General features: G+C 69.4%; 10 protein-coding genes and 2 pseudogenes. 9 read left to right on the top strand and 3 right to left on the bottom strand.

Features of this window, described 5'->3' with window-relative positions; translation table 11 throughout:
* Window positions 1–2: 2 nt before the first annotated feature.
* Window positions 3–404: an SsgA family sporulation/cell division regulator gene (locus ABZ937_RS19190; RefSeq protein ID WP_361693533.1), complete on the bottom strand. Its 402-nt coding sequence runs from the start codon at window positions 402–404 to the stop codon at window positions 3–5.
* Between the two features lie 273 nt (window positions 405–677).
* Entirely contained in the window at window positions 678–1,091 is a 414-nt protein-coding gene (locus ABZ937_RS19195; protein WP_361693266.1) for a hypothetical protein, read from the bottom strand.
* Window positions 1,092–1,256: 165 nt separating this feature from the next.
* On the opposite strand from ABZ937_RS19195, the gene ABZ937_RS19200 reads away from it, so the two are divergent.
* The 9 genes and pseudogenes from ABZ937_RS19200 (at window position 1,257) to ABZ937_RS19240 (ending at window position 11,618) form a co-directional block, all read left to right on the top strand.
* A complete protein-coding gene (locus ABZ937_RS19200) occupies window positions 1,257–1,454 on the top strand; it encodes a hypothetical protein (RefSeq protein WP_361693268.1) in 198 nt (65 codons plus the stop codon).
* Window positions 1,455–1,751: 297 nt separating this feature from the next.
* Window positions 1,752–1,970 (top strand): ferredoxin, encoded by a 219-nt coding sequence (locus tag ABZ937_RS19205; protein WP_361693270.1) that lies wholly within the window; start codon window positions 1,752–1,754, stop codon window positions 1,968–1,970.
* Complete coding sequence (locus ABZ937_RS19210) at window positions 1,967–3,370, top strand: FAD-dependent oxidoreductase (protein ID WP_361693272.1); 1,404 nt, start codon at window positions 1,967–1,969, stop codon at window positions 3,368–3,370. Before ABZ937_RS19205 ends, ABZ937_RS19210 begins: the two co-directional genes overlap by 4 nt.
* Before the next feature lie 59 nt (window positions 3,371–3,429).
* Window positions 3,430–4,698, top strand: a complete 1,269-nt coding sequence (locus tag ABZ937_RS19215) for a cytochrome P450 (protein WP_361693274.1) — start codon at window positions 3,430–3,432, stop codon at window positions 4,696–4,698.
* A gap of 14 nt (window positions 4,699–4,712) precedes the next feature.
* Window positions 4,713–4,880, top strand: a pseudogene (locus ABZ937_RS19220) (alcohol dehydrogenase catalytic domain-containing protein); the annotation flags it as partial.
* Between the two features lie 97 nt (window positions 4,881–4,977).
* Window positions 4,978–5,655 carry an HdeD family acid-resistance protein gene (locus tag ABZ937_RS19225; RefSeq protein WP_361693276.1) on the top strand — a complete coding sequence of 226 codons (678 nt, stop codon included), beginning with the start codon at window positions 4,978–4,980 and terminating at the stop codon, window positions 5,653–5,655.
* A 284-nt stretch (window positions 5,656–5,939) separates the two neighbouring features.
* Window positions 5,940–6,200: pseudogene (locus tag ABZ937_RS19230) on the top strand (transposase); the annotation flags it as partial.
* A gap of 457 nt (window positions 6,201–6,657) precedes the next feature.
* Window positions 6,658–9,117 carry a SpoIIE family protein phosphatase gene (locus ABZ937_RS19235; RefSeq protein ID WP_361693278.1) on the top strand — a complete coding sequence of 820 codons (2,460 nt, stop codon included), beginning with the start codon at window positions 6,658–6,660 and terminating at the stop codon, window positions 9,115–9,117.
* A gap of 68 nt (window positions 9,118–9,185) precedes the next feature.
* Entirely contained in the window at window positions 9,186–11,618 is a 2,433-nt protein-coding gene (locus ABZ937_RS19240; protein ID WP_361693280.1) for a SpoIIE family protein phosphatase, read from the top strand.
* A gap of 163 nt (window positions 11,619–11,781) precedes the next feature.
* Here ABZ937_RS19240 and ABZ937_RS19245 read toward each other — a convergent pair whose 3' ends face one another.
* A complete protein-coding gene (locus ABZ937_RS19245; RefSeq protein ID WP_361693282.1) occupies window positions 11,782–13,125 on the bottom strand; it encodes an endonuclease domain-containing protein in 1,344 nt (447 codons plus the stop codon).
* Between the last annotated feature and the right edge of the window lie 14 nt (window positions 13,126–13,139).

Here is a 13,139-nt window from a genome sequence, read left to right on the forward strand (position 1 = left end):
GGTCAGTCTTGCGAGCGCAGGTGCGCCAGTTCGGCGTCCCAGTCGATGTATCCGGACTCGGTACCCCGTGGCACCAGAGCCTCCGTGTCCTGAAGGAAGGACGTGATGTCCCGGACGGGGACCTCGAGCAAGGCGGTGCCCGCGGAAGACACGAGGGCGATGTACATCCACCGGTCACCACGCCCGACGGCCGACCAGATCCGGACGTCCGCGCAGCCTGCGGAACCCGTCAGGCCATCAGCCAGAAGATCCCGCCCCAGAACCCATTCGACCGGCTCGTCACAGTCGACGAAGAAGACGGCACGGACGACATAGGGATCGGTGGGCTCATACCGCAGACGTACGCACAGGGGCACCGAGTAGTCCCGCGAGGCGACCAGCTGCACGGCGACCCGCCGTTCCACAGTCTTCAAAGACTTCTTCATCGATTTCCGCTCCCGTGCGTGGCTCGGCGGCGCCTCACGCCCGGCCCTGTGGCAAAGAGGCAGCGCGGGCGGAGGCGGTACGGCAGGACGCGGGCGCCGGACGGCACCGGCGTACCGCGCGATGAGTGGCGCGGCACTCACTCAGCCGGTGGTCGAGGACGCCGGCCCCCGACCGCCGGGCGTGTCTGTGCCGTCGGCAGGGATCGGACCGAGGGGAACGGCCCGGTCCCACGGCCTCGGCCGGTACCCCTCTCACCGGTCGTCGCGGCTCAGGTAGTGGTGTTCCCTGCCCCGGCCGTCGTGCTCGAGGCGGTTGTCGTCGTGGCGGTACGACCTGTCCGACTTCCAGCCGCGTCCCTCGCCCTCCCAGCGGTAGAAGTGACCATCGCGGTAGGTGAGACCGTCGCAGTCGTGCCGGGACGAGCCGGTGTGGTGGTGGTCCTGGTGCCAGCCGCGGATCTCGTCACAGGAGTAGCCCTGCTCGAGCAGGTAGCCGACACCGTGGTCCCAGCTGTGGTCAGCGGCCACGCCCCCTCCGGTCGGGCGCTGGACGTGCGTGGACGCAAGGGGCGCGGCCGAAGCGGTGCCCCCGGCACCGAGGACGGCGACCCCGGCGACCGCCACGGAGGAGACAGTGAGGGCGATGCGCTTCGTGAGCTTCTTCATGATCTTTTCCTTCCGGTTGGCGTGATCTGCGCCGACAGCGGTTCAGCCAGGCGATGTGTGGCACCTGACGTGGTCCGAGCGAGCAGTTCCATACGATGTATGGAATCGCCCTTCCATTGTTACCATACGCCGTATGGAAAAGTCGAAGTGACGAAGGTGACCGGGGTGACTGACGCGCACGCGCGAGGAGGTGGTCGCGCCGGCCTGGACGAAGAGGAGATCGCCGCCGAAGGCGCGCATGCTCAGCGCGAGTCCGTCGACCTGGATGAGGGGCAGGCCGAGCGCGCCGGTGACGAGGAGCAGCCTCGCCCAGGGCCCGGCCAGGCGAGGAAAGGTGTCATGAGCAGGGCCATCGACCAGTAGACCATCGCCTCGGCGCTGGTGATGCGGCCTTCGAAGACCTTCCGCAACGGCGGGTTTGCGATCGTCCAAGGGCAGGACGACCATTTTTCTAGGGCGGAACGGCCGGGGCAGACCTTGATGCCGACGCCATCTGACGTGTCCGAGACCTTCGGACGGTGACGGTCCCCGTGAGCGAGCGTCACCGCGAAAGCAGCACCGCGTCGAAGAAGATCGAAAATGCGGCTGCTCAGCCGGTGGCGTCGGCCGGGGGCGACGGGTGAGTTCCAGCTGGGCCGGCAGAACGGAAGGAGTCTGCCCATGCGGATCGTCGTGGACCTGAATCGGTGCCAGGGATACGCACAGTGCGTGTATCTGGCGCACGAGGTCTTCAGGTTGAACGGTCAGGAGGCGCTCACCTATGAGCCGAACCCCGATGACGAGCGGCGCCTGCAGGTCGAGCGAGCGGCTGCGGCGTGCCCGGTGCGGGCGATCGCGATCGACCGCGTGGACGGCGCCGAGGGGAGTGCGGCGTCATGACCCTGCGGGCAACGGTCGCGGAGCTGGTGCGCGAGTTCCGGGCCAGCGGCCGGATCGTCATCGTGGGTGCCTCTCTGGCCGGGCTGCGGGCTGCGGAGACCCTGCGGGAAGAGGGCTTCACCGGTTCTTTGACCATCATCGGGGATGAGCCGTACGAGCCCTACGATCGTCCGCCGCTCTCCAAGCAGGTGCTCAAGGGCTGGGTGCCGGCCGATCACACCAAGCTGCCCCGCATGCGAGAAGTGGATGCGGACTGGCGGCTCGGGGTGGCCGCCACCGGCCTGGACCGGGCCACCAAGCAGGTGCGCCTGGCCGACGGTGAGCAGGTCCCGTACGACCGGTTGCTGATCGCCACGGGTACCCGGGCGCGGCAGTGGCCGAACCCGGAGGAGGCGGCCTTGGACGGCGTCCACACGATTCGCTCGCGCGATGACGCCGCCCAGCTGCAGAAGGCGCTGGCCGAGCCGCCGTCGCGGGTTCTGGTCATCGGCGCCGGGTTCATCGGCTCGGAAGTGGCCTCTGTCTGCCGAGAGCTCGACGTCCCGGTGACCGTCGTCGAGCGGGGTTCGGCGCCGTTGGTCGGTGCGCTGGGCGGGGTGATCGGGGAGATCGCCGCGCAGATGCAGCGTGATCACGGCGTGGACCTGCGCTGTGGGCTGGGCGTGTCGTCATTGGAGGGCGACTCCGGCGGGCACGTGCGGCGTGCGCATCTGTCGGACGGAGCCACCGTCGACGCCGATGTGGTGGTGGCGTCGCTGGGGTCGATCCGCAACGTGGAATGGCTGGAGGGCTCGGGGCTGGCTGCCGGTTTCTGGGGTGTCGGGTGCGATGCCGGTGGTCGTGCCTTCGACATCAACGGTGTGGTCACCGACAGCATCTACGTGGCGGGGGACGTGGCTCGTGCGCCGCATGTGCTGTACGAGTACCAGTTTCTGGCGATGGAGCATTGGGACAACGCTGTTTTCGGCGCCGAGGTTGCGGCGCACAACATGGTGAACCTCGAGCCCAACTATCGGCCGCATCTGCTGCTGCCCGGCTTCTGGTCCGGTCAGTTCGGCGTGAACATCAAGTCCGTCGGGGTGCCGCCTTTCGGTGACGAGATCGTCTTCACCCAGGGGTCCGTCGAGGAGCGCCGTTTCGCCGCCGCCTACGGTCACCGAGGCCGCATCGTCGCCGCCGTCACCTTCGATCACGGCAAGTGGCTGGAGTACTACGGGAAGTTGATCGAGCAGTCAGGTCCGTTCCCGCCTCCGCCGCCGGGCTGGGACCAGCCGCCCGACACGAAGCCCATACCGGCCGAGTTCCCGGACCCACGGGTCCCGACGGCGGTCCCCGACGTCGTCCTGACCGGACACGCCCCAAGCGAGCGGACGGCCGAGTTCCGGCCGCGCCACCACTGACGCGCGTCGGGCCAAGTCTGTAGGCGGACATCATCGACAGGAATAAGGAGGGGAGCCTCGTGGTCGAGGAAACCCCCTGGCAGCAGGCCCTCCGCTACACCAACCGTGCCAACCCGTACCCGTTCTACGAGGAACTGCGCAAGACACCGGTGGCGCGGCAGCCGGACGGAACCTATGTCGTCAGCACCTACCGTGAGATCGTCGCGCTGCTGCATGACCCCCGGGTCAGTTCGGATCCACGGAAGTGTCCCGTCCCGGCCGCGGCCCAGGCGGAAGGCTCGGCGGAGCCGGCGGCCGAGCCGATCAGAGAGGTGCTGACCGAGCCGAACATCATCACCAGCGATCCGCCCGAGCACGATCGGGATCGACGGATGATGATGCCGCACTTCGTCGGGCCGCCCCATGCGCCCCATCTGATCTCCGACCTGGAGCCCGAGATCCGCCGCATCGTCGGCGGCCTCCTGGACGACATGAAGGGCAAGACGCGGATCGATGCCGTCGATGACTTCGCCTACCCCCTGCCGGTGACGGTGATCTGCAATGTCCTGGGCGTGCCGCTGGAGGACGAGCCACGCTTCCACCACTGGATAGAGACCGCCCTGGACGCTTTGGACTTCGGACCCGAGGCCACCTCCGAAGAGATCCGAAGCCGGCAGGCCGGGGGTCAACAGGCCGTGCGAGACTTCGGGCAGTTCGCAGCCGAGCTGCTCGACCGGTACGCCCGGCAGCCCGGCCCGGGCATGCTCTCGGCACTGGTGAACGAGGACGGCCCGGAGGGACGGATGTCCAAGGGCGTGCTCGCGAGCAACGCCCTGCTCCTGATCTTCGCGGGACACGAAACCACGGTCAATCTCATCGCCCACAGCGTCCTCACCCTGCTGCGCCACCCCGACGCGCTCGAGAAGCTGCGGCGCCGGCCCGAGCTGATCGTTCCCGGGGTGGAGGAGTTGTTGCGCTTCGAGTCGTCGGTGCAGTTCTGGCACACCCGCTCCGCCGTGGAAGACATCGACATCGCCGGCACCACGATCCCGAAGGGGGCTCCGATCTTCCTGGCGTACGGCTCGGCGAACCGCGACGCGGAACGGTTTACCGACCCCGACGAACTCGACCTCGAGCGCCCCGACAACCAGCACCTCGGATTCAGTCAGGGCATCCACTTCTGCTTCGGCGCTCCGCTCGCGCGGCTCGAGGTCCAGGTCGCGGTCGGCGAGTTCGTCCGCCGGGTGCAGAACCCCCGGCTCGTCGAGGACCCGCCGCCGTACCGGCACAACCAGATCTTCCGCGGTCCGCGACACGTCCTGGTCGACATCGACGGCATCCGCGACTGAAGCACCCGCACCGCTACCCGGCTTCACGAAATCTGCCCTTCCCGCTCGGCCATGAGAACGCGGGACGGGTGCAACGGCTGGGGGCGGGTGTCACCGGGTTCGCGCCCGGAGACCCTGTGATCGTGTACGGCTCCTGGGGCTGCGGAACGTGCGCCGACTGCAGACAGGGCCGGGAGAACCACGGACCCCGGCTCTCTCCACCGAGCAACATGAGGCTGATCGGGTGACGATGGACATGTACGGACGTGACCACGCTGCGCCCAGAAGGAGGCCGGCGCCATGGCATCTCCCTCCGATTCCCCCAGCCCCGTTGCCCCACGCGGCACCGAACCACAAGAGGGTCGCCTGACCGAAGGCATGGCCGCCCTGGCGAACATGGGCTGGCAGATCCTGCTCACCATGGGCCTCGCCACCATCGCCCTGGGCGTCATCGCCCTGGTCTGGCCGGGCGAGACCCTCCGCGTCGTCGGCGTGCTCTTCGGCGTCTACCTGCTGGCCACCGGTGTCTTCCAGCTCGCCGCCGCCTTCGGCACCCACGTCCCCCGGCATCTCCGCGTGCTGCACTTCGTCACCGGCGCGGCCTCCGTCCTGCTGGGACTGATCTGCTTCCGGGGCCCCCTCGAGTCGCTCTTTCTGCTCGCCCTGTGGATCGGCTTCAGCTGGCTGATGCGAGGCACCCTGGAGACGGTCGCGGCGGCCTCCGATCAGACCATGCCGGCGCGTGGCTGGCACGTGGCCTTCGGCATCATCGGCACCATGGCCGGCATCGTGATGATCGTCATGCCGTTCGCCTCGATCTCGACACTCACCCTGGTAGTGGGCGTCATGGCCATCGTTGTCGGCCTGACCGAGGTGGTCCGCGCTATCAGGACACGCGTCGAGATCGGACATCTGGCCGCCGGCGCGCCCACCGAGCGGCGCCCCCTGTTCCACGCACGTCCGCACGTCCAGCACTGATCGGCGAAGCCGGACCGACCGCAGCGAGCGCCGACTTCGCACACTTGGCGCTGCCGCGGCGGTGATCCCGGCGTTACGCGGCGCGCGCAACGCACCGGCCGGGGCGATCTCGGACATTCGCTGCAGCGGAGTGACCACCACGGTGGCGGTCTCGGCACCGGCAATCAGGCATGGAGGCGGTGGCTGCCGGTGTGATCGCTGGTGCGGGCCGGTGGCGGTCGGGGCAGTCAGCAGTGGTCGCGGTGGCGGCAGCTCTGCCACCACCGGTGGCGTGGGGGCACACCTTCGCCGACCGTGGCTACGACTACGACAAGTACCGTCGGCTCCTCCGCGCTCGCGGCATCACACCGAAGATCGCCTGCAAAGGCACCGCCCACGGATCCGGCCTGGGCAGGACCAGGTGGGTCGTCGAGCGCACCTTCGCCTGGCTCCACCAGTTCAAACGCCTGCGGATCCGCTATGAGATACGAGCCGATCTCCACCTCGGACTGCTCCAACTCGCCTGCAGCATCATCTGCTTGAGGCGACTCCGAACCTCATTCTGAAATGATCAGTAAGTGGATGACTGGTCTGAGCCTCGGGCGAGCTGTTCCTGGCTGCCGCGCCGAATGAGCCCACCAATCGGCGCCCATCCCGCCGACCGGCATCGCCGGGCTCGACCGGTTCACCAACTTCGTCATCCGCTCGGCAGCGGCATGGACCCACCGCCGTACTCGGCAGAACGCCGTGCTCCGCGGACCCCGCCACCTGCCCGTTCACCTGTAAAGCCGCGTGGCGCCATGAGCTGCAACCCACATTTCTGATTGTTCGATCATGTTTGAGGGCCTTGACGTCCAAGCGGTTACATCTGACTATTTAATCAGAACTGGACATATGCTCCACTAGGCCACATGCCGCACCGTGTGCCGCTTACTGGGACATCGCCGTTCGCCGCGGCTGCACACAGGGCCGCCGGGCCACAGTGCCGACGCTCCTACTTCCGCACCGATGGGACGGACCGCGATGACCAACACCGACCACACCCTCCTCGCCGAGCCGGTGAACCTTCCTGAGTCGCCCGATGCCGCGATAGCGATGATCGATGCCGAGGGCATCGTCGTGGGGTGGACTTACGCCGCTCAGCAACTCGTCGGCTATGCGGCCGGGGAGGTGGTGGGCCGGTCCGCCGCGCACGTGCTGCCGCCTCCCGAGGACGCCCGGCGGGCTTCGGCGTTCGCCGAGCAGTGCCGTGCGCGAGGTGGCTGGTCCGGCACCGCGGCGATACGCCACCGCGACGGGCACACACTCAGGATGACGTTGCGGGTCTCGCTGCTGCAGGGGCAGGCCGGCATCCAGTGGCTGGTGTCCGTGACGGACATCGGTTCCCTGCCCTCGGGCGCGACCGGGGGACCGGTGCGGGAATCGCTCCTTGCCCGCGCCCCGATCGGCATCGTCGTTTATGACCCGCAGCTGCGCTGTGTCTGGGTGAACGACGCCATGGAGCGGCACGACGGCGTTCCTCGTCACCGACGCTTCGGACGCGGTCTGAAGGACTCACTGCCCGCCGTCGAGGCCGAAGCACTCGAGGTCGTGATGCGGCAGGTGCTGGAGAGCGGCACGACCACGGTGCACGAGTACCGTGCGTGGCCGCCGGCGGACCGGCCCCGTGAGCACGCGTTCTCCGCCTCGTTCTTTTGTCTCCAGGGTGCGGACGGCACGCCACTGGGCGTGTGCTCCATGATCGTGGACGTCACCGGAAACCGGCGGGCGCGCGAGCGCCTCGCCATCCTCAGCGAGGCCGGCACGCACATCGGGAGCACCCTCGATGTGATGCAGACCGCGCAGGAACTGGCAGAACTCACCGTGCCCTTGCTGGCCGACCACGCCCTTGTCGATCTCGTGGACTCTGTTCCGTTCGGCGTCGAGCCGTCGGCGCGGACCGGCACGACGAGTGGCCGCCCGCCGCTGCTGCGCCGTGCCGGTCTGGCCTCTATCGACCCGAATATCCCGGAATTGCCGTGGGTGCGCGAAGAAGTGGTCCACCCCCACCCGGACTCGTCGTTCGCCGCCGCCATGCGCACGGGCCGGTCGCACCTGGAACCGGTGCTGGACGCCTGTGCCGGCCCCTGGGTCGAGCACGACCCGGTGCGGACGCAGAAGGTACGCGACAGCGGAATCCACTCGCTCATGGTCGTACCCATCCGTGCGCGGCGCTGCGTGCTGGGACTGGCACTGTTCGGCCGCTCCGAGGAACAGACGCCGTTCCAGGAGGACGACCTGCTCCTCGCCGAGGAGCTGGTCACCCGGGCCGCGCTCTGCCTGGACAACGCGCTCCAGTACGCGCGCGAGCGCGCCGCCGCCCTCACCCTGCAACGCGACCTGCTCCCGCACCGGGTGCAGGGCGGTGCTGCTGTCGAGGTCGCCTCGCGCTATGTACCGGCAGACATGGACCACGGCGTGGGGGGCGACTGGTTCGACGTGATCGAGCTGTCCGGCGCCCGGGTGGCACTTGTCGTCGGCGATGTGATGGGCCACGGCATCAATGCCGCGGCGACCATGGGCAGGCTGCGCACGGCCGTGCGCACGCTCGCGGACCTCGACCTGCCCCCGGACGAGTTGCTGGCGCACCTCGACGACACGGTCCGGCGACTGAACGACGAGGACGCCGACGTCTCCGATCCGGTCCCCGCGGTAGTGGGCGCCACCTGTCTGTACGCCGTCTACGACCCGACCACCCGACGCTGCACGCTGGCGCGGGCCGGGCATCCACCACCCCTGATCGTCGACGCACAGGGCAGGGTCACCATCCCCGATCTGCCCGCCGGGGCCCCACTCGGCCTGGGTTTCGGTCTGGTGCCTTTCGAGTCCGTGGAACTGGAACTGCCCGAAGGGACTGTGCTCGCCTTCTACTCCGACGGCCTGGTTGAAACCCGCAGCGAGGACATCGACGTCGGCCTGCAGCGCCTGGGCACCGCCCTGGCGCAACCCGGTGCCTCGCTGGAGGACTTGTGCTCGCGGGCGATGGAGACGTTGCTGGCGCAGGCACCGGCCGATGACGTCACCTTGCTTCTTGCACGGACGCGCGCACTGCAACCCGCCCAGGTCGCCTCGTGGGACCTGTCGAACGAACTCGTCACCGTCCCGACGGCCCGGCACCTGGTGGCCCGTCAGCTCAGGCAATGGGCTCTGGAGGCGCTGGTAACACCCGTGGAGTCGATCGTCAGTGAACTGGTCACCAACGCGATCCGTCACGGTGACGGCCCGAGTCGCCTGAGGCTCATCCAGCACCGGGTCCTCACGTGCGAGGTCTCCGACACCAGCACCGGTCGGCCTCGCACCCGCCATCCGCGCCCTCTCGACGAGCATGGCCGCGGCCTATATGTGGTCGCCCGGCTGTCGCGCAGGTGGGGTTCCCGCTCAGCAGCAGACGGCAAGGTCGTCTGGGCCGAACAGGACCTGCCATCCACGGCAGGCGCCCTCTGAGCGCCGACAGTGGCCACAGGACCCCCCTTCTCCTGTGGCTGCGGATCCTCGTAATGGAAGCCAGATACATGGACGCATCGAATGTTGAAAACGCCGACCCGGCAGGCGCCTCCCGAGGTGCGACGAGCGGCGCCGGCCCCGGCGGCCGGCCGCCTGCCTTCGACGGCCTGGCCGCGGCCGTGCTCGACGATCGGGGCACGGTGGTGGCGTGGACCGGCACAGCACAGGACCTGACCGGGTTCCGCGCCGACGAGGTCCACGGCCGCCCCGTGCATGAGTTGATGGCCGACCGCCCGCACGACCCGCGCAGGGCCGCACCATTGCCGGCGACCGGCCGGGTACGACTGCGTCACCAGTGCGGCAACACGATCGACGTCACATTCCGGACCACACGGGTGAGCGGCTCGGCGGACTTCCTCGTGCTCGCGGCCCCCACTCCTCACGTCGCCGACCACCGGCACGGCGCAGCGCTCCTGCGCGCGCTGTCCGCACAGAACCGGATCACGATCGCCCTGCACGCCACGGATCTCACCACCGTGCAGACGAACGCGATGCCGGACACTCCCGACGGCCGTCCCGTACAGCCCGGCGCCCGACTGGGCGACGTGCTGTGCGCCGAGGACGCCGAGAGCATCGAGGCGGTACTGCGGCAGGTGCTCGATACGGGCGTCCCGGTGATCCACAGGAACCAGCGAGTGACCTGGCGGCACCATCCGGCGCGGAGGCACGCGCTGTCGCTGTCCGCCTTCCCTCTGGAGGACACACAAGGACGCCCCGCAGGGGTCGCAGCCCTGTACATAGACGACACCGACCAACTACGTGCCCGCCGACAGCTGGATCTGGCCCGTGAGGTCGCCGAGCGCGTGGGAGGCTCCCTGGATGTCGCGCGGACCGCGCACGATCTCGCGGACGTCCTCGTACCGGCCTTCGGTGATCTCGCCGCAGTCGACCTTGCGCAAGCCGTCCTGGACGGTGACGAACCCATCGAGCGGCTGGGCGGAGGAGAGCCGCATCTGCGTAACGCGGCCTTGGCGCCGGCCACCGCAGCGTGGCCGCCCGGCATCCAGCGCGGCAACCTCGTCCCACCCCTGTCCGACCACCCCCTCCTGCGCCGCTTCCAGCACGGCGAGACGGTCGTCTACAGCCGGGACGACTTCATCGCGCTGGTCGGCGGCCGGCAGTTGGTGGAGCAGTTCCTCCCGCACGACACCCAGGCGGTGATGGTGGCACCGCTGCACGCGCGCGGCCTCACCCTCGGCGCGATCGTGGTCTGGCGCACCGGTCCGTCCGAACCGTTCACCGAGGACGAGGTGGATCTCATGAGGCAGATCGCCTCACGGGGAGCACTCGCCATCGACAACGCCCGCCGCTACACGCGCGAGCACAGAGCCGCCATGGCCCTGCAGCAAAGACTCCTTCCCCCGGCCACGACCGACACCCCGGCAGCCGAGACCGCCGCCGTCTATCTGCCCACAGGCCGTGGAGCGGGCACAAGCGGCGACTGGTACGACGCCATTGCCCTGCCCTCTCTCCGGCTGGCCCTCGTCGCAGGAGACGTGATCGGCCATGGCATACCCGCGAGCGCCACCATGGGCCGTCTGCGCGCCGCCCTCCAGACACTCGCCGATCTGGAACTGGAGCCGGACGAGGTGCTCACCCGCATCGCCGACCTGGTCCAGCGCCTCGCGGCGGAAGCACCCCCTGGCGACCACGACGCCGTGGGCGCCACCTGCCTGTACGCGGTCTACGACCCAGTCACCCGACGCTGCGCCATGGCCAGTGCCGGGCACCCGCCGCCCGTGCTCGTGCGGCCCGACGGGAGTGCGGAAGCCGTCGACATTCTGCCGGGGCCACCCCTCGCCGTCTGCGGCATGCCGTACGAGACAACCACGATCGACGTCGAACCGGGCAGTGTCCTCGCGCTCTACACCGACGGCCTGGTCCACCGGGGCGCGCACGACATCGACGACGGGCTCCGGCGGCTGACCGACGCGCTCGCCGCCTCCTGCCGAGCGGACCGCGCCCTGGACGAGACCGGCAGGGCCCTCCTCGACGACCTGGTGGACGAAGCACCGCGTGACGACGCGACCCTGCTGCTGGCACGTACCCGCACCGTACCGGCCGAGGACACCGCTCACTGGCAGATACCGGCCGATCCCGCTGCCGTCTCCGAGGCCCGGGAATGGGCGACCCGCCAACTCACCGCATGGGGGTTGGACGACCTCCTCCTCACCACCGTACTCATCGTCAGTGAACTGGTCACCAACGCGATCCGCTACGGTCGTCCGCCGGCCGAGCTGCGACTGATCCGCCACCACGTTCTGGTCTGTGAGGTCACCGACTCCAACAGCGCCCAACCCCGTCTGCGTCGCGCTCGCACCACCGACGAGGGCGGACGCGGCCTGTTCCTCGTCGCACAACTCGCCGAGCGCTGGGGCTGCCGCCATGGCCAGAACCACAAGACCATCTGGTCCGAACAGCCCATCGCGAGCGCTCACTGATCACGCCCTGTGGACGTCACACTCAGCTGAAGCCACGTATGCGGCTTCGGCTGTCGTCACGCGGCCGCCCGCGTGCGGGAGGCGAACCGGGGGTGCGGGGTGACCGTGTCGGGGGCCGGTAGCTGCGAGGTGACGTTGGGGTGTCAGGCCTTCCGGTGCTCGCTCAGAACAGTGCGGTGTCCTCGCCGCTGGTGTCCGCGATGACTGGCCGGGACCGGGCGGGGAGGTCGTCCAAGCGGTCAGGACCGGCCGCGGCGGCCACGGCGGGGGCCGTCTCGGCCAGCCAGACACGAAACCGCTCGACGGCTTCGCGGTAGGCGACTTGCGCCAGGACACGGTGCTCGCCGGAGGGGCAGAAGTCGACTGCGACAGTGAGCAGGCAGGATCGGGGCGCGTTCTGACTGCCCGTCCAGGACACGCGCAGCACACCGCAGGGCTTGCGCCCGCGGGAGGCGCGGTGGGTCGGGCGCAGCGACCGGCAGGCTATGTGGGCGGTCCATGCGGCGAGGTGCGGCAGGGGCAGGGTGGTCCGTGCGCGGCATCCGGGGCAGCGGTGCCAGTGGCGAAGCCAGTGGTCGGTGTCGGTGTGGAAGAGGCGTGTGTAGCGGTTCGCCACGCGAATGTCGTTGCTGTACAGGTGGTCGGGGCGTTCTAGTGTGTTGCAGGACTGGCAGACGGGGGCGCGGACGTAGCCGTGTTCGTGGCAGTGGTCGAGCACGGTGGCGGGCGCGGTGCCGCAGACGGCGCACATCCACCCGGCCATCCTGCGGGAGGTACCGGGCTTCCGGCTGAGCGCCGAGTACAGCTGGCCCTCCAACTCCCCGTTGTACGGGCGCAGTGAGGCGGTGGGGTTCTCGGGGCTCGTCGTCTGCCGGCCGTCGGCGTCTCGGGCCTGCCTGGGGAGGGAGGGCGGTTCGGTGACGGCAGCGCTTGGCCGGCGAGTCCGCGCGGCGTGCACCCATTGCGTTTCGGCGTGCTCGGCCGCGTCCAGCAGCCTGACCACGGCGCGCGGCAGCCACCACGTCCGCTGCGTCCCGTCGCGGGTCTGCTCCACGAGCATCTGCCGCCAGTCGATCCCCGCCAGATGGTAGGGCCGACCGTCCTCACGTCGTGCCGTGCGCTGGGGGCCGCCCGGTTCCTGCAGTTCCCGCGTGATGCGCTGGCGCCAACGCAGCGGCGTTTCCTCGTGGTACTCCTGCCTCAGCGCCCCACGGAACGGACCGATGCGGACCAGGTCGTGGCGGTTCATCCGCACCGCGTTCAGTTCCGCGGCTGCCCGGCGCACCTCACCCTCCCGAACACTCCACTGACCGCCGCTCGCCCGCACCGTCGCCACCAGACGGCTGCCGAGCAGGACGTACCCCGCCCGGGCATGGGCAGGAGAGCAGGTGAGTGCCCCAGAAGCCGTCGGCACAGCACTGTTGGCCGTCGAATCGACCCACAGAGCGTCCGCGGCGCCCAGGGTGATCAGGCCGTCCGTGCGACCGAGCATGACACGCTCTGACATACCGACAGGCTAAC

This window comes from Streptomyces sp. NPDC046727, from assembly GCF_040645635.1.
GTDB lineage: Bacteria > Actinomycetota > Actinomycetes > Streptomycetales > Streptomycetaceae > Streptomyces.